The organism is Paenibacillus sp. D2_2, from assembly GCF_031199965.1.
Classification (GTDB): Bacteria; Bacillota; Bacilli; order Paenibacillales; family Paenibacillaceae; genus Fontibacillus.
In genome coordinates, this window is sequence record NZ_CP133605.1 from 1,179,771 (window position 1) to 1,201,020 (window position 21,250).

Below are 21,250 nucleotides of genomic sequence, written 5' to 3' on the forward strand. Positions count from 1 at the left end.
ATATATGAAATTGAATTACTGAAACCTCTAACGAAACTCCATATCGTTATTTCCGCAAAAACGAGGGTAAATCGAATCTAACGAAACGTCATATCGCTATTTTGATGAAATGTCGCCTTTTAACCCCTCATTGGCACCAATAACGATACCCAGTTTCGTTAAAAATCGGGGCAGAGAGTATTTCTCTGTCGGCCTGCTTACCAGAAGCGTTGGTCGCCGATCGATACAAAGTCTGCGCCGCTATCGAGCGCTATTCGGATCTCTTCCTCGTGACGGATTAGGCCGCCGACGATCAGGGGACGATGAATTCGCGCCTTGAGTTCGCCGATTATTCTCGGCATCAAGCCTGGCATCAGCTCGACTTCATTGGGCTGTGCGCTGGAAATTACTTTAATCGCTGTCTCTACTGCAGCGGTATCGATGGCGAAGATACGTTGAATAGAAGAAATACCTGCATTTCGGGCTGCTGTAATCGCGTTGCTCTTCGTCGATACAATACCGTCGATATGGAAGGTATCTGCTAAATATTGAATTGCAGAATGATCTCGGCCGATGCCGCCAACCATCTCAACATGTATGTATACTTGCTTGCCTGCCTGATGCAGCTTATCCATCATATCGCCCATCTGCAAAATGTCGCCGGTCATTAAGATGACGCGCTCCACCTGACTGGTCAGAGCTGCCGTGATCTGTTCGGGCTTAGTGATGGAGGCGATGACAGGGAGGCGGGATTTGTCTGATTGGTTCATTATGATAGATCCTCTCTCCTTAGATGACATGATTCTATTCTAGACGGCGAATGTTAGCCTGGAATCAAGAGAATGTTAACAGTCTGTAATGCCTGACTATTAGCAGCATTTGTAAAGAAATCTGATCTTTGCTATGTTTTAACCAAAAAGAGAGTGAGGCGTACACTATGGAATCACGTGGACCGAGTCCGAATGAGCTTTATCCTAATGAACATATCAAAAGTATCTGCTATATTAAAAATGCCATTACAAGAGACAATATTATAGTCGGTGATTATACGTATTATGATGATATTAATGGGGCGGAGAAGTTTGAGGAGCATGTGACACATCACTATGAATTTATTGGTGACAAGCTGATCATAGGAAAGTTCTGCGCGATAGCTAAAGGGATTGAATTTGTGATGAATGGTGCCAACCATCGAATGAATTCGGTGACGACCTATCCTTTTAATATCATGGCTCATGGCTGGGAGCGGGCAGTTCCGGATCTAAAAGATCTTCCTCTAAAAGGGGATACCGTAATTGGCAATGATGTGTGGATTGGACAGAATGTTACGGTTATGCCGGGTGTGCATATTGGCAATGGTGCAATCATTGCTGCGAATTCAACGGTAGTGAAGGATATACCGGCGTATAGTATAGCTGGGGAAATCCTTGTAAAGTGATTCGACAACGTTTTGATGATGAAATGATCGAATATCTCGAAGCACTAAAGTGGTGGGATTGGGATGCGGAGAAAATCTTTAACAATCTTGAAGTGTTATGCAGCAGTGACTTAACCAAAATTAGGGAGAATAAATAAAAGTAATTCGATTTTTTCATATAAGATTCGGAATATCATTTAAAATTTCAAGAAAACTCTGATACTCTTATTAAGGTGACCCAATTGGAATGAGTATTAGTTGGAGTTACATCCATCTGTTTTTCGCAGGTGGTCGTTTAATAATGAAGGGATCTACATCATGAAAATCATTCGTATTATTATCCAAGTGTTCCTGCTATATCTGTTCTACTTCGTTGGGGACTATCTGCAAAAGCTACTGCATCTCCCTGTGTCTGGAAGTATCGTAGGCTTACTGTTGCTCTTTGTTCTATTGCTTCTCAAGATCATACCCTTGAAGTGGATTGAAGATGGTGCCACAACGATATTAGCTTATCTTCCGTTATTTTTTATACCGGCAACGGCTGGGATTGTGAACCATATGGATATTTTTAGTGGAAGAGGTTTATTGTTAATCCTGATCCTTATCGTTAGCAGTGTACTCACGATTGCCGCAGCTGCACACTCTAGCCACTGGCTTTCTAGTCTAATCAACAAGTGGAAAGCAGCAGGATGGAGCGGCAAGAGATTAAGCGAAAAGGGGAAGGAAGTATAATGTTTTTTATCGCAACAGGTATTGTCCTACTAAATGTAGCTATTTATTTAATGATGTCGTGGGTTTATAGACGATTTCGCAATCCTGTACTTATTCCCGCACTTACGGCAACAGTTATTATTGTAGGGTTACTAATATATTTTCATATTCCGTATGATACCTATATGATAGGCGGTCAGTGGATTAATAAGCTGCTCGGACCTGCTGTAGTGTCTCTTGCTTACCCGCTATATAAACAACGTCATGTGCTCGTCCAGAATCTCCCGGCAATCCTGGGGGGAACGGTTGTAGGTTTGCTTGTAGGGATGTTTAGTGGACTCCTTCTAGCGTCAGGATTAGGGTTCTCAAAATTATATATTCTATCTATTTTGCCTAAATCGATCACTACACCTGTGGCTATTCAGATTTCAAGCAGTTTAGGTGGAGATTCATCCTTAACCTCGGTATTTGTCATGATCGCCGGATTTACGGGCGCAATCGGCGGGCCTTTGATCATAAAGCTGTTCCGAATTCGAAGTGAAGTTGGAATCGGGATTGGCTTAGGGACCGCTTCTCATGCTCTAGGAACTGCAAAGGCCTTGGAGTATGGTGAACAATCCGTCTCTATGAGCTCGGTGGCGATGACGGTCTGTGCGATTGTAGGTTCATGTGTCGGTCCGTTAGTGGTTTGGATGATGTATCCATAAATATACCTATAAAGAAGCGCCCTTTCCGTAATGGAAAGGGCGCTCTTCTTTGAACCCATTTAACTTCATAAATAATAGTTAGTCATCGTTTGATCGCTGGCCAGAACGGCCTCGCTGTCGAGCTTCTTCTTGAGGTAAGTCTTGTCCGAAGAGATGAAGATGCTCATGATCAGATCGACAACGAACAGGAACGTGATGTGATTGGACATCAGCGCGCTGTTATTAACCGATATTTTATCCGGTACGATAATGTTCACGTCCGAATTCTCTGTAATTGGTGATGAATCATAACAGGTGATTGCAATCGTCTTGACCTGACGGACCTGCGCAATTGCGGCGGTCTCCACGATCTCCTTGGTTGAACCGGAGCGGGAGAAGGCCACAAAGGCATCTTCTTTACCGCATTGGGCGGCGGCGATCTTCATAGCACGGCTGTCGTTGATGGCTTCAGCCATAATGCCGATAATGGACAGACGATTCTTCAAGGCAATGGCGGCCAGATAAGAATCGAACATACCAATAATGAATATGCGCCGGGCTCCCTTCAGTATATCCACCACCTGGCGGAGCTGTTCCTCCGTAACCAGCGCAGATGTGTTCACGATCAGTTCATTATAATCGAGCGCAAGCGCGTCGATGGGATTGATCTCCCGTCTCTCTTTTTCTTGGCCTGCATATCCCGATAGAAAGCGTCCTGGGCAAAAGCGATTTTAAAATCGTTGAAGCCCTTGAACCCGACCTTTTTACAGAAGCGGTTGATACTTGTCTCCGATACGCCGATTTCATTAGCAATAGCCGTGATCGTGTTGCGCGTAATAAAATCTGGATTGTGTATGACAAAATTGGCGATCTGATTTTCACCGTATGTTAATTTTTGCGTCTGGGATACGATCTTGGCGATGACGGCCGGAACCTGTGAAGACATGATACCTCCTCCTGATCTAACGCTGGAAATGACTACTCCGGCGTCTGGCAATAGCTTTTCCCATTATATCATACTGAGTGAGGTATTGAGAGTACATCATATCCATAATTTACAAGTTGTGATTTGCTGCATAAAATCCTCAGCCGAAAGCTGTTTCTCTTCGATCAAATAGGCGTAGTCCAGCAAATTGGGCATATAGGGAAGACCAAGCAGCTCTTTACAAAAGGCATGCGCGGCAATCTCACAGCACTGCACTACGCTGGATCGTCTAGTCCATGGCCCAAGCTTAAAGACCTCGATCTCTTCGAGCCGTTCATTTGTAAAAGATTGCTCCTTGTATTCCAACCAGTGGTAGAACTCATGCGCCAGATGAATATCAACCAGAAGGTCGATATCTGTCTCGGCGCCGCTGGACTGTTCGCCCAGGATCTCTTGGCATACCATCTGCATTTCCTTGAGCGAGGAGGCGTACAGAATAATCTCCGGTGGAGTCTTGGAGAAATCGATCTGGGCCCGGAAGGAGACTTTATGAAATTTGCCGGAAGCCTCGGTAATCTCATAACGAAGTCCGGCGTCCCTGCACATGTCACGAATACCGAGGTCTTTGTATGCTGCCGCCGCCGAGCGTCCAGCCTGAAGCGATTCATGCACGTAATAGGAAATTTTCTCTGGCGGTATTTTATGAAATAGAGGGTCTTGTCTCAGTTCCATACAGCCTAGAACTTCATCGGACAGACCGGACAGCATATCGGGTAAAAGAGTTTGCACCGGCATTCATCAATGTCCTCCTCACAAATTCAGATGAGTGATCACATTCCTATTGATAAGCAATAACCAGCATTTCATCTTGGGGCTTAAGCATTTCGGTCTCAATCTCTAAGATGGACAGAAGCTGTTCTTTGGTCTGCATACCGGTCAGATCGAGCATTTTTTCCTTATAAAAGACGAACACCTTCGGGATCGTGGCATTGGCATCAGAATAAATGGTGTTATCGTCCAGGAACGAGTTTAGTGATTCCGATGCGGATTTACTCAGCTTCGCATAATGGACGTTACTCTTCTTGAAGCGGACGACGCCTTCGCGGTCGAGAACGCTGACAGAGCTGGATTTCTTTTTTAATAGACCGAAGAATGACTTCTTCACATTCTCGCTCACGAACAGGTTCCAGCGTCCGGTCTGGGCAGCAAGCACTGTCGATTCCAGCGGCTGGTCGATCGAGCTGGCGGCGATGGCCTTCATCTCTTCCACGGACATAGCTTCCTGTGCCAGATCCTTAGAACGCAGCTCGGTGGAGCCGGTCGCCATAGCGCGGAGAATGTTCTTCTGGCTGTCGATCTCGATACTAACTTCGACGGTTTCCTCAGAAGCGCCGGACTGCACGATACGCTCGATGATGTCAGCGCGGATGCGCTTGATATCTTCTTCGGTCGGATTGACGACTGTACGCTCCAGCTGCTCCTTAACCATCGCTAGCGCAACGCCGATCGTGGAGACGTAAGGAGCGTTGTTGGCGATTTGCGATTTGAAGCCCTCGCGCTCCGCCATCGCCGGGATGAGTACCGCACCGCTACCGCCACCGCCTACCAGGGTGACAAAGCTGCGGTCCAGCTCATAGTCCGCGATCATCTCGTTGACGGTCTTCATCGTCTTATCGATGGCGATATTCATGACTTGTCTGGCGGTTTCCTCTACGCTCAGTCCAACATGATCGGCCAGTGCCTTCCAGGATTTCAGCGCTGCTTCTGTATTTCCCCGGGCATAATCGCCTTCAGGAATGTAGTTCAGAATATTGGCTGCTCCTGCTAGCGTATAGGAATATTCCTTGCCTCCAGCGCATTCGCAGATAACGTATTCAGCAGGGTCGCCCTCACGCGGGCTGATGAATTTCACCTTTGGATCGACGATGTTCTCGCTTGGAGCGAAGGCTTCATATTCTTTACCTGCGATATGCGCGCTTCGTGGTCCGACGTCGGTGATTTTTCCTCCAGCTACCTTGATCATGCTACCGCCTGCGATACCTAGGGTACGTACATCCAGAGATTGCAGGTAGGTGCGGTGGCCACCGACCTCGGCATTCTTGATCATTACCTTACCGTTCTTGATCACGGAGATGTCGACACTCGTTCCGCCAACCTCGAAGAAGATGCCGTCGGAGATTTTCTCGTACATCAATGCTCCGGCAACGCCTGCAGCCAGACCGGATAGCATCGTCAGAATCGGGCGCTTGCGCACCTCGTCGATGCTCATAACGCCGCCATCGCAGCGCATAATCATGAGTTGGGATTGGATGTTGGCGTCTTTAACGGACTTCTCGGTCATATTGGCGGTTTCCATCATTTTGGGGATGAGGGAGGCGTTAACGACTGCCGTACGTGTCCGTGTCTTCAGCCCGTAGAGCTGGCTGATCTCATGCCCGCCTGTAGCATACAAGCCCTTGCGGTTCGCAAGCTCCACCACGCGAAGCTCGTTGGTAGGATCATCCACGCTGTACGCTTCGGAGGCGACGATTACCTCTGCGCCTTGGGCTGCCAATTCGTCGATCGCACTGTTGATCTGCTCATCTGTCATGTTCTTGGAGTCCAGATACGTATGGAAAGTATGCAGGAACTTACCCGGAGCCAGCTCTATATCACCCGGATTGGATTCGGAGCGAGCGCTAAGCCCGTCGATGCCGGAGCCCATGCCGATGATGCCGATGCGGGCCACGTCTCCTTCGAGCAGGGCGTTGGTGGCCTGCGTTGTCCCGTGGGCGATGAAGGTCACGTCTTCGGGCTCGATGCCTCTGCTGCTTAGAATTCGCTCTAGTATTTGCACAATCCCTTTAGCCACACCATCTGGGTCATGGTGAGTGGTCGGGATTTTCATTTTCTCAATGACTTCAAATGTCTCATTATCGATCAGTGCCGCATCGGTAAACGTACCACCGACGTCAATGCCGACCCGTACTTTTGTTCTCCCCATAATGTTCTCCTCCTGATGACGGGTCAAGGACCTTCTGCTCTAGCTTCTATGGAAGCTAGAGCAGGGCCCTTGTACCCGATTTTATCTATAATTAGGAAACTATAATGAAGCTTTAAAATACCATAAACGAACCAATGATCACGGCGATCAAGACGGAAGCCATCGTCCATGGCAGTGTCTTCTTCAGAATCTCGTTAATGTCGCTCTTCGTGAAGTCAGCTACCCATACGTTATGCGAGTTCGTAGGGTCGGAGACGGATTGCACGTTGCTGACTGCGCGCAGGGCGAGCATCGCAGCTACCGGAGTCATACCGGCGGATACGAAGAGGGCGGCAATACCACTGCCAAGTCCCCATACGTTCAATGGTCCGCGGTAGATAGCAAGCGGCGACAGAATCGTGAAGAACAGGATGAACATCAGTGGTGTATTCGGCAATACGGACTCGATCAACGGCGAGATGACTGCCGATACTTGCGGCGACATAACGGAGCTGAGCAAGATGCCGATACCAATCATGAGTCCCATCGCGCCAGCAACGTCCTGAATTCCTTCCACTAATGCACTGGAGAGGATATGAACTGGACGCTTCGGCCAGGTGAGCAGGATCGTAACGATCGCGCCAGCGATAACTGCCGGAACGATATCGATCTTGAAGATAAAGACGAGCAGCACAGGAACGAGCGGGCTAATTAGGGCAATCGCAGGCACCTTTTTGTCGCCACCACCAGGTGTTGCTGCTGGCATCGCCCATGCTTTGCGGCCTTTGCCGTCTTTTCGGATATAGAATACGATCATTGCCAGGGCAATAACGATCAACGGAGAAGCTACAACCAATGTGTAGTTGGCGATCTGGTCAACGGAAAGCCCGAGCACATCGACATATACAGCCCAGTTGGACACGTTGAACAGGGAGCCGACACCAACGGCCAACAGAACAACGATAGAAGCGACGAATTGGGAAATTCCTGCCGTCAGCATAATCGGAATAACGATTGTGCCGACGAGGATAACCATGCCCAGTCCTCCTGCCGCGGAAAAAATAATGGATGCGGTTATGAAAAATAGAATAGCTATAAGTACAGGTTTATCTCCGGCCAGTTCGGCCGCCTTACGAATAATGGATTTGGTGATACCTACTTTGTTCAGAATCTGACCGAACCAGGCACCGAAGATAAGTCCGGCGATCGCACCGGATAGCTTCATGGAGCCTCCAGCCAGAATGGTCTTGGCGATGCTCACTGTATCTGGATCACTAGATAACAGTGGTACGCCTGCGATGATGGCGAACACAATCGCCATTAAGGGCAGTGCCAGGATAGTCGGTAGCTTGCGCGTCATCATCAGCCCGACAAACACCAGAAATACGAGCAAAATACCGATGGCTTGGAACCACATTGTCGTTGTCATCTAAATTATTTCCCCTCTCATAATGGGTGATCTACAAGTTGAACTAATGACTCACGGATGCAGGCAGTCGGCTGAAATGTTCTTACGATCGCTGTTGTTCACAGATTTCTATGATTGAGTAGAATCCAACAAGGTAGAAATCTGTTCACAAAGGCGACCACAGCATATGCTTCCGTAGCAGCTTCCTTACAGGAAGCTCTTAGTTTCTTCAGAATCATTTCAGCTAGGTTCAAAATTCTAAAATGTTCTATTCATTAGAATTTTGGACCCTTTTGCCAGGACCGTTCGATATCCTTAGTTCAACTTGTTAATATAAATAAGTGTTCAAAAAGGCCGGTTTTCAGCACCGAGAAGGTTGGATAAAGCTAGGGTCTGAGGAGCGGAGCGTACGTAGTTTGTACGTGAGCACCGGAGGACCCGGCTGAATTCAAGATTCGATGCCGGACAGCTTCTTGATTGACTTCGTGATCAAAAGCGGACTTTTTGAACTACCTCTTTAAACTTCTAGGTAAGCGCCTTGCTCTTTGAGAATCGATTGTACTTGCTTGATGTCTACGTCTTTTACGTGCTTGTTCTCCAGTGCCGCGAGCGCTGCTGCCACGCCGCCACCATGACCGATGGCGCCTGTCGTCGGGGTGGTTCTCATCGCTGCTTGCGCTTCGAAGGTTGCCGAGATGCAACGGCCGATGACGATCAGGTTGAGCACGGAGGCAGTGATCATGCAGGAATACGGAATGCTGTATACGCCGCCCCATTCCAATTTCTCATGCTTGGTGCCTTCGCCGTCCGGACTGTGGATGTCGATTGGATAGCCCGAGTGAGCGATCGTATCGTCGAACAGGTGCTGTTGCAAAATATCCTCAGCCGTCAGCGTGTAGATGCCTTTGATTTGGCGCGAGCCGCGTACGCCGATGCTTGGTCCAGTGGACTCGACCACCGCATCTTCGAAGCCTGGTATGTACTTGCGGACAAAAAGCTCCAGCTCACGGCACTGCTTGCGGCCTTCCATTTCCGCTTGGCTCAGACTTTGGGCATCAGTGGCATCATAGCCGATAATTCGCGTTGTATTGAGGATTACCTCGCCCGGGTTATTGGTCTCGAAGAACAGAATATTTTCACGCGGAATGGAGATTTCACCTAGCTCCTTGGCCTTCTTGAACAGGCTATCAAAGCCGCCGACTGAAAGGCGAGGGGACTTCTCAATAATGGAGGTGTCCCCATTGTAGAGAGGGAAGTCATCCGGATGGCCGTGAATATATTCCTTGACCCTTGGAATATCGACGTTGTACATTTTCATTTTCAGGGTCATCGGTTGTGTTGCTCCGTCGGATTCACGTCCTTTGGTGTACTCGACTCCGGCTTGGGCCGAGAGGTCGCCGTCACCTGTAGCATCAATGAATACGGAGGCATGAATTTCGCTGAGTCCTGATTTGTTGCAGACTTGTATGCCCGTTATGCGTCCGTTTTCGGTATAAACGCCAGCCAGCATCGTATGATATAAAATATCTCCGCCGGCTTCCGTCACCATCAATTCGAGCTCATGCTTCATCGCTTCGGCATCAAATGGGGTAACAGAGTATGTAAATCCGACTGTGTCAAAAATATGCCCTGGAGATTTGCCCAACCGCTTCAAGCGTTCGATCAATTCCCCGGTGAAGCCTTGAATGACCTGCTTCTCACCAGCATGGAAGGTCATCATCGGTCCGACGCCGTTGGCGGTAAGAGTACCACCGAGGAAACCATGGGACTCGACGATCAGCGTCTTCGCCCCGGTTCTGGATGCCGCAATGGCAGCCATGGCCCCGGAGATGCCTCCGCCCATTACAACTACGTCATACTGCTTCATAGATTCTTCGCTCCTTTTCTCGCATGTTAATAGCTTGTGTTGCTATTAGGCTAACAAATAAAAAATAATTTGTAAACGCTTTTAGAAAATAATTTTCTAAATATCCGGAAATGTTGAAAATTGTTTGCTGAATTTTGGGGATTTGATGTTTTGGAGCATTTTTGAGGAGAAAATGTAAAGAAGAAGACTTCCGAGAGGGAAGTCTTCTGATAGAGTGAGGATAATTCTATTTATTGAATGGCATCCAATGCAGCCTCGACTTGATCTTCGATCGACGCTTTCACATATTGCATGCTCAGCGAATACCCATCTTCAAATCCTTGCAACAAAAGAGTAATCAACGTGTCGCCCTTTTTCCATTTGCTCATATAATAGCCCCCGTCTACAAAAGGGATCTGTTCTAGTGTATCCTCATAAGCACCAAAGACATTTGTTATCGGTTGTCCGTAACTTTTAACTAGCTGATCGAACATCCCGTCATATATGCCGACTAAGCCATCTTCGTCATAGCCGTAAATATCCGGGCTATAGACTATCTTAGCTAATTTATTCTTATAGAACACGTATAGCTCTTCAGGGTCTTCGGCGGAATCTTGGTACAACAGCATATAAATATCACCCGTCCGCCTTCATCGATAAGGACCTTATCACTGAGTTCTTTTTTGATTTGGGCTGGGGATCCTCCCCATATTGGTATAATACCGTTTTCTGTCGGCTTTTCCCCGATCCAAGCGATACCCTTCGAAGCATCCAATCCAATCGCCTTTCCGGTTAACTGCTTCACTGCTGACAAAGGAATGTAAGTGGTTCCGTTCAATGTCTTGGCTGGTGCAGCAAGGTTGGCATTAGCTCCGTTAATTTTCGCATTTTTGCTGCCTAGATTTACGGTGATGAAGGAGCCTGCTGAGTTTTTGGCTGTAATGGCCTTCGTCTTTTTATCGACACTTGTGACATACTTCAGATCAGTAAGAACAGCTTTCATCGGAATGAGTGTAACATTCTTCTCTACAACTACTGGAGTTTTCGCTGATGAAACCTTGCCGTCTATATAAAGCGTATAAGACACAGCAGCAGCGGCAGAAGTAGGAGTAGTGAACGAGAATAGACCGATCAGGACGGCCAGGCATCCCATAAGAGTGAGATAAGTATACTTTTTCATAATGTCTCCTTTTATGTATGTGATATGAAAATCATAGGACTCTATTAAATATAGCATATGGATTTAAAAGTAAGGAATATATTTCCTGGTAGTCGAAAAAATATGAATGAATTTTGGTAGTGTCTTGTTCGTAGGATATTGTCCAGTCCTGCTGGCGATGTAACATATATATTGCATTGATGTAATATATATGTTACATTTGGTTTGAGGAGGGATACTAAACTTGGAGAATAAAGTTAAGATTGCTCGTACTCAAGTAAACTTGACGCAACAACAACTGGCAGAAGAAATAGGTGTCACTCGCCAAACCATTAGTTTGATTGAGAAGGGCAAATATAATCCAACGCTAAAGTTGTGTCTGGATATTTGTTACGCAGTTAATAAAACGTTAGATGAAGTATTTTGGATAGAAAAGGAGAACGACTAGACATGAAGAAAATTACAGATGAACGCTTAATATTGCTTAATCTTAAAAACATTCGCATTGCATTTATCATTCAAACCATTGGTGTGTTAGGAATTTTAGGATACGACGCAGTTAAAAAAGGACTAGAGGGAATGACTGATAATCCCCTATGGCTTGTGTTTATGATAACCGCAGTTGCTCTGGGATACTTATCAATGAGTAATAGTGTAGATCATGAAAGCGAGAAGGTTAACCCGAAGAAAAGTCTAAAGATCTCACTGGTCGTGATATCCTTAATTTCAATCGTTGTCGGATTTTTAGTATCACGATCTGAAGGCTTTACTATAATCAATAGCGTAATCATCGGAGGAATATTATTGAGTTGTGCTCTTGTTCCGGTGATATATACATATAAATTACGAGTAAAACGACTGGATGAAGATATGGAGGAGTAAAAAAACTTCTACGTCGGGCGGTATTGATTTTCGTTGACATCCATACGCGCAATTAGCATCATATACATTATAAGGTAATTTAGACAAGGAGGTGAAAGGGTAATTCAAATTTGTATTTGTAGAACTAGAATTCTTAGGGGCTCGAATCCTTCATTTTGCTTGAATGCTGCATCATGAAATCGTAGAGTGGTAGACCTGCTTTTTAATACCGATTGAAATGATTCATTCACGCAGAATGGGAGGATTTACAATGATAACCTATCAAGTGATGACGGAAGAGCAAGTAGAAAAGCTAAAGGAAATTGATCGTTCCGAGCATATTGAACTGATCTATGAGATGCAGAACGGTGAGATGATAGCATTACAGAAGGATCACGAATGTCCGAGCTGGGATGAAGATTTGCTGCATGAGATGGAGGGAAGATATTTGCTAGAATTGCGCAATGGGGGAATGGCGATCGGTGCGTTCGATGTAGATATCTTAGTTGGATTCGGTGTATTGTCCCATCAATGGCGAGGAGAACAACAGGATCGTCTTCAGCTAGATCTCATGTACGTATCTCGGAACTATCGAAGACAAGGTATCGGAACGCGGATCATGCAGACACTGACAGAGGAAGCTAAGCGAAGAGGCGCGAAGTACCTCTATATTTCGTCTACAGAGACGCGCTCAGCGGTATCCTTTTATAAGAGCAACGGCAGCCAATTGACGAAGGATGTAGATCCTGAGTTGTTCAAAAAGGAGCCGAAGGATATTCATATGGTGGTTGAGTTGTAGATGTACGGATTGATAAAATAAAGAGCTAATCTATTTACTAAGCAGTGCGGTACGGATGAAGTGCTGCACTGTTTTTGCTTCTTATGGAACGAGTCGGAATTCGACTTGGGCTGCGAAGGCTTAAGAAACTTGTAAGAATTGAGAAAGAAAAAAGAGAAGTCCGCCTTGTACTATGAAAGTGCCAAGTAGGTGTTCGACAGAATCGGCTTCTTCATTCACTTCGTGATTAACGGCAGACGAACAGAAATTCTACTATGATATATTTTTAATTGGGAAGGAATTGATGTTTTCGTGAGTTACGCCTTATACAACAAAATGCTACAGTCGCTGTGGATGGCATGGGAGACTGTATTTGAACGTATTATGCCGCTTCGGAGTGTGTACCAGTCGAAATTCGGTATTTGCAAAATTGTCGTTCGCGCCCACCGCGGTAGTTCTATCCGCTTCGAGGATGGGACATACGTACATGCGGGTGATCAAGTCTGTGAAATTCACCTTGATAATCGGGAAGTTCTGCAGTTATCACGGGCGGTCGGGCAGATCGGGCTGCGATTGTGACGGCACGCAGGCTGCGCGAAGCATTGAAGGATATTGGCCGAGCGGTCGATACAGATCCGAAATTGGCAAAGGCTAAGGCCTTGACCGGCATTACCCTGCTGCATCGTGGCATTATTCATGGATTGGGATTCGAGCTGCATCCGCTGGAGACGAAGTGGATGGAGCGGATATCGACTGTATATCTTCGCTTGCTGCTTCGCATGCTCAATCCAGAAGGGGCCAAACGCTTAAAGCAGCAGAGATCGAAGCTTATTCCGAAAATGCTCATGATGTCCCGAGCGTCTTTAGTAAATCGATATGCAAGCGGGGTAAAGGCGTAATTATGGACAATCTCATTCCACGTTTGCTCATTTTCTTGATCGCGCTTTATATGGGGCTGCCTTTCCTGCTGACTCGAATATTCGGTTGGGGGGTCTTTCGCAAGGCCAGTCGTAAGCGGGCAGAGCGCCATATTGCCTTTACATTCGATGATGGACCCGATCCTCGCTATACGCCCAAGCTGCTTGATCTTCTTCGGGACCGAGGCGTGAAGGCAACCTTCTTTGTTCTCGGCAGCAAGGCGGAGAAATATCCGGAATTAGTGAAGCGCATGCACGAGGAGGGACATCAGATCGGCATTCATAATTATACGCATATGTTGAATTGGATCATGTCTCCAAGAAACATACTTCGAAAACACGTTGAGCGTTCTGCAGATATTATCCAACGAATTACGGGAGAACGTCCGACCTACTATCGTCCTCCTTGGGGATTTTGAATATTATGGACCTGTTCTTGCTGCGTAAGGCATATAGGCTCGTGTTATGGTCGGTTATCGCGCGCGATTGGAAGCTGAATACGGGTGAACATCATTTGCGCAATCTGCTGTCCGATCATATCCGTCCCGGGGCTGTCATCGTATTGCATGATAGCGGCGATACTTTTGGGGCTGACAGAGAAGCTCCCGGACAAATGCTGACAGTGCTTCGGGACATCCTGTCCGAGACCGAACGAAGAGGATTGAAGTGCGTGCGTACGGATGAATTGTTGAAGCTAGAGCATGCAACATAAAATCGCAAAAGAGGGATCATTCACTATCTAAAAGTAGTAAACCATAGAGAGGCAAGGAAACCTTGTTAGGACACTTCCCGCAATCCCCGATTGTGATTAGCCTCCAAATGGAGCTGCTGCATCGAAAACGTAATAGATAAGAATTAACGCTAAATGCTGGCAGAATTGCCGGCATTTTTGCTTTTGTAAGGCGGATTTTGTGAGGATCGTCTAGACCACTATCCCAGTCGAAGACGATCATTTTTTAAGAGTGGGCGGCAGCAATAATATGACGAATAACTTAGTGAAAGTGAAATCGAAACTCCATTTTGCCGATGAAACATTATGAGGAATGGTAGAAGACAGTAATATTTAATGGAGGTCAACATGAAACGATTAATTTCAGCGGTGCTATGCCTTATGTTCATCCTCACGGCTCATTCAGGTACGGTGTAAGTCAAGGGAAATGACATAAGTGTTGTTAGCGAACAGGAATATACACGTATCGGCGAGGATTACGACATTCTTGACGATAACGTACTACTGGCGAAAAACGTTGGATCCGTATGGACTTGGGTCATAAATAAAGATTCTTTAAAAACTTCAGATTGCTATATAGCTGAAATGTTCCAAATTCCGGGCTTGCAGGATGTGAAGCAATTTAGGTACAAATCGCCTGAGGAGAACAGTAGAGCTATTATTAACTACGTTGCGTTAAAAAGGATGGGACCGTATGGTATTGGGACTCCAAAATCACCGAAAACCGACGCTGCTATTATACATAGTCCTATGGGTACTCCATCGCCCATCACAGAGTTGAATCAAGTCACTTCACTCGTCGCTGATTTTTTTTACGACAATTCTAACTTCAAAACTTTGTTCGTATTAAAATCAAACGGTTCAGTCTGGAGCTGGGGAAGCGAAATATGCGGCGCCTCGTCGATTCCGATTCAATCCAAGCTGCTTGATGATGTCGTATCCATAAGCTCGGCGAACGGTTTCGCATATGCGGTTAAAAAGGATGGCTCGCTTTGGAGATGGAGCACAAGTGACTACCTTCCGGATTATATCTCTAAAGACAAAGGGCCAGAACAGGTCAAGGGTCTTAGCGATATCGTCAAGATCGAGACGGGCGCTTATCCAAACTATGCTTACAAGAAAGATGGTACGGTCTGATCCTGGTCGGCATATAACTCTGCAAGTGTTCCCGAACAATTACATGGGCAACCTGGCGCGCGAAGTATTGTTGAATTTAGCACGATGCTGCAAGATCAATTTATTGATTCCATTTATGCTTTGCGAACGGATGATCAGCTCTGGTCCGTGTACAACGACGATAAATTGTTCCCCGGGCTTATGGATATCGCCTCCGTACACAATAAGGTCAAGGACAGGTATTCTAAATGGTATTATGCCTTGAAGAAGGATCAGACCTTGTGGGCGTGGGAAGATAATTTGTATTCCTTGCCGAAGCTGGTTGTGTTTACGAAAGGAATGGCAGCTGGTTATCGTTCTGGGACGCTAGGACAACCTACTGGTGATCAAACTAGAGTAACAGGCACGCCAACTGGTGATCACTCGGGACAGCAACCCAACCAACGGGTAATCGGAATGGGACAACAGGCACACCCGTCAGCGGTCAAACTGAAAAAACAACCCAACCGACGGGTAGTCTTCCTGCCACGGGAGACCAAGCAACTGGAGATGGTTCCGGGGCTAAAGTTAAACCTGTTATACGGACTATTCCGGAAATTAGCCTTTTTCCGTTTATCACGATGCTGCAGCCGGGCGGACAACAGATCATTACCGCTAGCAATGTGCTTTCTGGTACCCAAGTTACGTATACCATTGACGATCCGAGCATAGGAACTGTATCGAATGTGAATGGCATACCCGTCATCACCGCGAAAAAATCCGGACAAACTGTTGTACGGGCAACCGCAACCAGAGCCGGCTTTCCAGACGAGACCGCCTACTTCTTGTTGTATGTCGTGGATGGCAGCATGCTGTCTAATACGTATCTCACGGCCATCGGGTCGATTCCTGACGCTGACAGACAGAACCCCGTTATCGTAGAGGGACTAACACAAGCGGGAGAGCTTGTGATCACAGCTGCAAGCAGCGAAAAGCCGACTCCTGTTAACGGTCAGCTCGTTATAACGCCCGAGTTGATTGAACGCTTAGCAGGCAATGCGTCAAAGACGAAGTTAGCGGTAAAGCAGGCGCTGTCGGAGAACAGGATTGCGCTTGCGAGAGAGTTGATCGTGAATGGGGAAATTTTGCCCTCGTCCGGACAAAATGAATATATTTTCAAGCTATACAAGGATAGCTTAGTGGGTCGGAAGGATATTGACTATATTACCATTCATGCGGGGGATGCGAAGCTGGTGCTGAATGTTGCGACCGCAGATCGCCTGTTCGATTCACGCACGGTGATTGTGATTCGTCTGGTCAAAGCAAATAACGGCGGATTTCACGTGCAATTCTTAGATGCACAAGGTCAGGAGCTGCCGAACGTATCAAGTAACATCATGCTCATTCTACCTGCAAACCAGACGAATGCGACACATACCAGCGTATTCTATTCAAATGGAAAAAAGGCGCAGCCGATCGGCGGAAAGTTCAATCCGTCCCAAAACGGCATGGAAGCGGAAATCAACCGTTCCGGGACGTATTTCGTGGGCGAAAATCCCAAGTCGTTCCCTGATGTTGACGATCGAGATCCAGAGCTACAGCAGGCGGTTCAGTTTCTGGCCTCCAAAGGAATTGTAACCGGAAAAGACAATGGCAATTTTGAACCCGATTCCCTGCTCACCCGTGCAGAGTTCACGGCTATGCTTGTAAGAGCCTTTTACGCATTGGATGAGACGGCGACGGAGAGCTTCTCCGACGTGCATCCGCCGCAATGGCATCATCCCTATATCGCATCATCGGAGAAGAAACATATCGTTGAAGGTTACCCTGACGGCACGTTCAAGCCGGATAAGACGATATCCCGGGAAGAAATGACTGCCATCGGCGCAAGATACCTTCACGAGAAGAAACATTATTACTACCCTGCCAATCCAGAGGATTATCTGAAACAATTCGTAGACAAAGAGACCATCTCCAATTGGGCCAAGCCAACCATGTCCTTGGCTGTGAAGCAGCACTTGATCAATGTCCCTGCTAATAAACGGATTAACGCTCGCGAGGCTGTCACGCGCGGGGAAGCTGCGCGGATGTTGTATAGGCTTTATTTGTTGCTTTGAGTGGGGAGTTCAAAGGGAGAATGTAGAAAGGGCTGGATGATGTTGTCCAGTCCTTTTGCGTATAAAGAATCGGCCTTTTTATTTCTTAGAAGTATTATGCGAATATCGCATAAATTTTAACTTACTGTATTCGTTCAGGGTAAACTTGTTTAAGGGAGAGTTTAGTCATATGTTAACTCTTTACTTTGATCATAGAGGACGAGCCTATGAAGAATATTATAGAAGAACTATATTACGCTTGCACCCCGAAGAGCGTATTGTTCCCACAGATCCCGAATATCGTCCGCTTAATAGAAAAGTTACTAAACTGATAGAAGAAGCAAAGGAAAGCGTATTTTTCAGGTCTGAAATTGCGACATTTTGGGGAGGGGAAGATGGTTAGGGAGTGAGGTTGAGGGAGTTTAGAATATAACTGCAGTGAAAGTTATGAGAGCTTCTACTGATAATATCAGTAGAAGTTTTTTATTGAGGGGAAAGGAATTATTTCAGATTTTGGATTTGACCAGTGACTCTAGTTCCATGGTTACAAGTGCTATGGTATATTAGTTAATATTGATTGACTTTCCCATAAGTTGGAAGATATGATAAATTAAGCTTTCATTATGAAGCTGCTCACTCTTCGCACATTCGCATGTGATTATACTTTAGAGCTTTTTGGGAAAGTCGAATCATTTTTTCAAAAGGGGGGAATTAGTTTGAGCAAGTTCAAGTTAACATCTATGCTGCTTATAGCTTCATTCATGCTCGGATTACTAGGTTGTACAAGCTTGCCGGGGGCTAATGTTTCAAAGTTGAAAGTGATGAATCGCGACAATGAAAAAAGATACTTTAATGATACATACGGTGACATGTTCCATGCCCAGAACGGTTCGATTAAGATTGAGCTTGTTAGACCCAAAAGTATGAAACTTGATAAGACTGCTTCGAACTATGTGGAAGCTCTCCAACAATCTATCGAACAAGAACAACTCGATGTTCTTTACCTAAGTATTAATGAATATAACCAGTTGTCAGCAGCAGGGCTCTTGTTAGATCTTGAACCGCTAGTGGTGCGGGATCACTACAATATCGACACGATTTATCCTTCAATCACCAGCTTTCTGAGGGAGCAAGGCGGTGGAAAGTTGTATGGTTTTGCGCCTACATTCCAGCGACAAGTCATCTTTTACAATATTGACCTGTTCGATCAATATGGGATTGAGCCGCCACACGATGGGATGACTTGGCAAGAACTTATCGACTTAGCAGGACGATTTCCTACCGATGGAGATGAGCAATCTAGGATATACGGCGGATTCACGTGTTTCGGGTTAGACAAAGAAAGCCCTCTAAGAGAGTTAGGTGTGCGGATCGGTTTATCTATGGGATTAAAGGCAGTTAACCTTGATACAATGCAAGTTACAATGGATACAGAAAACTGGAAGCAAGCGTACGAACAAGCTCAAGCGGCACTATCAACGAATGCCCTCCACAAGGGAGGATTTAACACGGATGAAGACTTCAATGAACAGCAACTTTTTGCTAAGGGACGGCAAGCAATGTTGTTAGATGATCCCAACTATGTATATAGTGTGCTCGATTATATAAAAAGTGGTAAGTCAGGGATTAAGCCATTTAGGGTGGGTATGGTGGTTGGTCCAGTGGATCCGTCTAACCGAGAAATAACAAGAGATCTGAACTTGAATAATAACTATGTATATGCGATTCGTGCCAATTCCTCCAATGTAGATGCTGCATGGGAGTTGTTGAAGTTTATGCAGGGTGATGAGGTTGCAAGCAAATTGGCGAGAAGACCTGATAATGGAATACCTTCACGAATGGGTCAAACAAGCGGTTATTATGGAATTAACCTAGATGGATTCTATCACTTAACCTCCGTGCAGCCAAGTAATTACTATGATGATTCTGATAATAATATTATTCCAGATAAATTCAAAGAAAAATATGAGGAGATTACGTATCGTGAATTGACTAAAGTAGAGAAGTCTCAAAAATCCCTTGATGAAGCGCTTCAGACGATTCAACGAGATGCACAAGCTGCCCTTGATGAAGCATCCCTTGCTAAGAAAGTTAATGGAGAAAATGGGGGGAGAGCCGGACAATGGCATGACAACAGAGATGACAATCGATTGGGATGATTTTAAGACAGTACCTTTTAAATGACTATGCTGCATGTTGAGCAGAGATAGGAGTCGATGATGAACAGATGGTTGCAAGTTCTTACGGTGCTTGTTGTTAGTTGCCTGTTAGTAGTAGGTTGTAAAAGTGAATCTAAGGGTCCGATTGGACCAAAGGAGAATCAAGAGACGACTACGCTTAAGGTCATCTATCATGATTCGGAATTATTCTACAAGCAATATGGTGATTTGTTCACCACGCTCAATAATCAAATTCAATTTGAATTAATAAGTGATGCAGACATTTACAAGGATATGGGGGATAAGACGAAGGAAGAGGTGTATGCAGAGTTTATCCGTGAAGAACAGCCGGATATCTTGATTCTGGATGCTCACCAGTTTAAAAATCAAATTAACGATGGAATACTGACTGAACTTGATTCGCTTAGTACTAGAGATAACTATAATCTGGATGGGTTCGTTCCTGGTTTAGTTGATCAGTTTCGTGAACTAGGCGGTGGTGGATTGTATGGGCTTACTCCGTCATTCTCAAGCAAGGCGATATTTTATAACAAAGACCTGTTCAAGAAAAATAACATAGAGCTACCATCTGATGGAATGAGTTGGTACGACATCATTGATCTTGCCCGTAGTTTTCCTACTGAAGGGGATAAACAGACACGAGTTTACGGATATAGCGGTGGAGAAGTATATGAAGCCCCTATGGATCTAGTTACACTGATTGATAAGATGAGCCAGGCTGAAGGATTGGCGATCGTGAATACAGATAAGATGCAGGTGACCATAGATACAGATGCGTGGAAGAAAGTGATTCAGACCGCTATCAAGGCAGACCAATCGGGAGCTATTTTTAATTCTATGGATGAATTATTCACTAGTGGAACGAATGAGGAGTTTTATGATAGCCAACAATTTCTCATGGGGCGTTCTGCTATGCATATTGGATCTGTAACGTCGCTAGGACTTATGGATCATTTCAAGAATGATATGAACGATTATGTACCCTTTGAACTTGGTATTGCCGCTGGACCCGTAGATCCCCTTGATCCTACATCAACTTATGTAACTCCAGGTGATATATTCGCCATTAATATAGCATCAGTCAATCAAGATGCAGCATGGGAATTTATTAAGTATGTGTGCGGTGAAGATTATGCTCGTGCTAGCTCCAAATCTAATGAATTGTTGTTAGGTCAGCAACTGTTATTAAGTCGATCAGGATTTATGACTGACTATGAAGGAACCAGTTTAGAGCCGTTCTATCAATTAAGATCCAAATTGCTAAGGCGTAGTGACGATTGGTACAAGCTGCCTGATCAATTCTTCAACGATTTTGCTACGATACTAAGTCGAGAACTAGAACTTGTGGAAAAAGGACAAAAATCCCTTGATGAAGCAATAGTAACAGTAAAGTCCGAAGCGCAAGCGGTGCTTGATCAAGCTGTAGATGAAATGAAATTAATGGAGACAACTAAGTAGTAAACTAGTTTATTTAATCAATCTAGCCCAATAAACTTTAGT

The 21,250-nt window shown here is 45.6% G+C and carries 24 protein-coding genes and 1 pseudogene; 16 read left to right on the plus strand and 9 right to left on the minus strand.

From position 1 onward, the window contains the following. Positions 1 to 197 precede the first annotated feature (197 nt). The gene (locus RE628_RS05770) at positions 198 to 749 is read right to left on the minus strand and encodes a glycerol-3-phosphate responsive antiterminator (protein WP_309157842.1); all 552 of its coding nucleotides are present in this window, start codon (positions 747 to 749) and stop codon (positions 198 to 200) included. Between the two features lie 167 nt (positions 750 to 916). Between RE628_RS05770 and RE628_RS05775 the strand changes: the two are divergent. The 3 genes and pseudogenes from RE628_RS05775 (at position 917) to RE628_RS05785 (ending at position 2,814) form a co-directional block, all read left to right on the plus strand. Next, a pseudogene (locus tag RE628_RS05775) lies at positions 917 to 1,554 on the plus strand (Vat family streptogramin A O-acetyltransferase). A 160-nt stretch (positions 1,555 to 1,714) separates the two neighbouring features. Further along, complete coding sequence (locus RE628_RS05780; RefSeq protein WP_309157843.1) at positions 1,715 to 2,128, plus strand: CidA/LrgA family holin-like protein; 414 nt, start codon at positions 1,715 to 1,717, stop codon at positions 2,126 to 2,128. Next, positions 2,128 to 2,814, plus strand: a complete 687-nt coding sequence (locus tag RE628_RS05785; RefSeq protein ID WP_309157844.1) for an LrgB family protein — start codon at positions 2,128 to 2,130, stop codon at positions 2,812 to 2,814. Before RE628_RS05780 ends, RE628_RS05785 begins: the two co-directional genes overlap by 1 nt. Positions 2,815 to 2,879: 65 nt before the next feature. Here RE628_RS05785 and RE628_RS05790 read toward each other — a convergent pair whose 3' ends face one another. From RE628_RS05790 to RE628_RS05825, 8 genes are all read right to left on the minus strand, one after another. Then, positions 2,880 to 3,416 (minus strand): MurR/RpiR family transcriptional regulator, encoded by a 537-nt coding sequence (locus RE628_RS05790; RefSeq protein ID WP_309157845.1) that lies wholly within the window; start codon positions 3,414 to 3,416, stop codon positions 2,880 to 2,882. 2 nt (positions 3,417 to 3,418) lie between these two features. Then, a complete protein-coding gene (locus RE628_RS05795; RefSeq protein WP_309157846.1) occupies positions 3,419 to 3,739 on the minus strand; it encodes a MurR/RpiR family transcriptional regulator in 321 nt (106 codons plus the stop codon). 96 nt (positions 3,740 to 3,835) lie between these two features. Beyond that, on the minus strand, positions 3,836 to 4,513 hold the full coding sequence (locus RE628_RS05800; RefSeq protein ID WP_309157848.1) for a hypothetical protein: 678 nt from the start codon (positions 4,511 to 4,513) through the stop codon (positions 3,836 to 3,838). 43 nt (positions 4,514 to 4,556) lie between these two features. Next, on the minus strand, positions 4,557 to 6,701 hold the full coding sequence (locus tag RE628_RS05805; RefSeq protein WP_309157849.1) for a hydantoinase/oxoprolinase family protein: 2,145 nt from the start codon (positions 6,699 to 6,701) through the stop codon (positions 4,557 to 4,559). Positions 6,702 to 6,813: 112 nt separating this feature from the next. Continuing rightward, positions 6,814 to 8,109 (minus strand): citrate transporter, encoded by a 1,296-nt coding sequence (locus RE628_RS05810; protein WP_309157850.1) that lies wholly within the window; start codon positions 8,107 to 8,109, stop codon positions 6,814 to 6,816. A gap of 496 nt (positions 8,110 to 8,605) precedes the next feature. Beyond that, positions 8,606 to 9,955 carry an FAD-dependent oxidoreductase gene (locus tag RE628_RS05815; RefSeq protein WP_309157851.1) on the minus strand — a complete coding sequence of 450 codons (1,350 nt, stop codon included), beginning with the start codon at positions 9,953 to 9,955 and terminating at the stop codon, positions 8,606 to 8,608. A gap of 230 nt (positions 9,956 to 10,185) precedes the next feature. Further along, the gene (locus RE628_RS05820; protein ID WP_309157852.1) at positions 10,186 to 10,518 is read right to left on the minus strand and encodes a hypothetical protein; all 333 of its coding nucleotides are present in this window, start codon (positions 10,516 to 10,518) and stop codon (positions 10,186 to 10,188) included. Beyond that, positions 10,497 to 11,114 carry a stalk domain-containing protein gene (locus tag RE628_RS05825; protein ID WP_309157853.1) on the minus strand — a complete coding sequence of 206 codons (618 nt, stop codon included), beginning with the start codon at positions 11,112 to 11,114 and terminating at the stop codon, positions 10,497 to 10,499. Before RE628_RS05825 ends, RE628_RS05820 begins: the two co-directional genes overlap by 22 nt. Before the next feature lie 223 nt (positions 11,115 to 11,337). Here RE628_RS05825 and RE628_RS05830 point away from each other — a divergent pair, with 223 nt between their 5' ends. From RE628_RS05830 to RE628_RS05890, 13 genes are all read left to right on the plus strand, one after another. Next, positions 11,338 to 11,541, plus strand: coding sequence for a helix-turn-helix transcriptional regulator (locus RE628_RS05830; RefSeq protein ID WP_309157854.1), 204 nt, complete (start codon positions 11,338 to 11,340; stop codon positions 11,539 to 11,541). Positions 11,542 to 11,543: 2 nt separating this feature from the next. After that, positions 11,544 to 11,975 carry a hypothetical protein gene (locus tag RE628_RS05835; protein ID WP_309157855.1) on the plus strand — a complete coding sequence of 144 codons (432 nt, stop codon included), beginning with the start codon at positions 11,544 to 11,546 and terminating at the stop codon, positions 11,973 to 11,975. A 250-nt stretch (positions 11,976 to 12,225) separates the two neighbouring features. Further along, positions 12,226 to 12,753 carry a GNAT family N-acetyltransferase gene (locus tag RE628_RS05840; RefSeq protein ID WP_309157856.1) on the plus strand — a complete coding sequence of 176 codons (528 nt, stop codon included), beginning with the start codon at positions 12,226 to 12,228 and terminating at the stop codon, positions 12,751 to 12,753. Positions 12,754 to 13,044: 291 nt separating this feature from the next. Then, positions 13,045 to 13,311, plus strand: coding sequence for a YkoP family protein (locus tag RE628_RS05845; protein ID WP_309157857.1), 267 nt, complete (start codon positions 13,045 to 13,047; stop codon positions 13,309 to 13,311). Beyond that, a complete protein-coding gene (locus RE628_RS05850) occupies positions 13,308 to 13,631 on the plus strand; it encodes a YkoP family protein (RefSeq protein WP_309157858.1) in 324 nt (107 codons plus the stop codon). Before RE628_RS05845 ends, RE628_RS05850 begins: the two co-directional genes overlap by 4 nt. A gap of 2 nt (positions 13,632 to 13,633) precedes the next feature. After that, complete coding sequence (locus RE628_RS05855; RefSeq protein ID WP_309157859.1) at positions 13,634 to 14,068, plus strand: polysaccharide deacetylase family protein; 435 nt, start codon at positions 13,634 to 13,636, stop codon at positions 14,066 to 14,068. After that, positions 14,056 to 14,361 carry a polysaccharide deacetylase family protein gene (locus tag RE628_RS05860; RefSeq protein WP_309157860.1) on the plus strand — a complete coding sequence of 102 codons (306 nt, stop codon included), beginning with the start codon at positions 14,056 to 14,058 and terminating at the stop codon, positions 14,359 to 14,361. The genes RE628_RS05855 and RE628_RS05860 overlap by 13 nt, the downstream gene beginning before the upstream one ends. Positions 14,362 to 14,964: 603 nt before the next feature. Next, entirely contained in the window at positions 14,965 to 15,516 is a 552-nt protein-coding gene (locus tag RE628_RS05865) for an RCC1 domain-containing protein (protein WP_309157861.1), read from the plus strand. Between the two features lie 84 nt (positions 15,517 to 15,600). Further along, complete coding sequence (locus RE628_RS05870; RefSeq protein ID WP_309157862.1) at positions 15,601 to 16,206, plus strand: hypothetical protein; 606 nt, start codon at positions 15,601 to 15,603, stop codon at positions 16,204 to 16,206. Beyond that, the gene (locus RE628_RS05875) at positions 16,116 to 17,591 is read left to right on the plus strand and encodes an S-layer homology domain-containing protein (RefSeq protein ID WP_309157863.1); all 1,476 of its coding nucleotides are present in this window, start codon (positions 16,116 to 16,118) and stop codon (positions 17,589 to 17,591) included. Before RE628_RS05870 ends, RE628_RS05875 begins: the two co-directional genes overlap by 91 nt. Before the next feature lie 169 nt (positions 17,592 to 17,760). Beyond that, complete coding sequence (locus RE628_RS05880; RefSeq protein ID WP_309157864.1) at positions 17,761 to 17,973, plus strand: hypothetical protein; 213 nt, start codon at positions 17,761 to 17,763, stop codon at positions 17,971 to 17,973. 220 nt (positions 17,974 to 18,193) lie between these two features. Continuing rightward, a complete protein-coding gene (locus tag RE628_RS05885) occupies positions 18,194 to 19,729 on the plus strand; it encodes an ABC transporter substrate-binding protein (protein WP_309157865.1) in 1,536 nt (511 codons plus the stop codon). 57 nt (positions 19,730 to 19,786) lie between these two features. Then, the gene (locus RE628_RS05890; protein WP_309157866.1) at positions 19,787 to 21,208 is read left to right on the plus strand and encodes an ABC transporter substrate-binding protein; all 1,422 of its coding nucleotides are present in this window, start codon (positions 19,787 to 19,789) and stop codon (positions 21,206 to 21,208) included. The last annotated feature ends 42 nt before the right edge of the window (positions 21,209 to 21,250 follow it).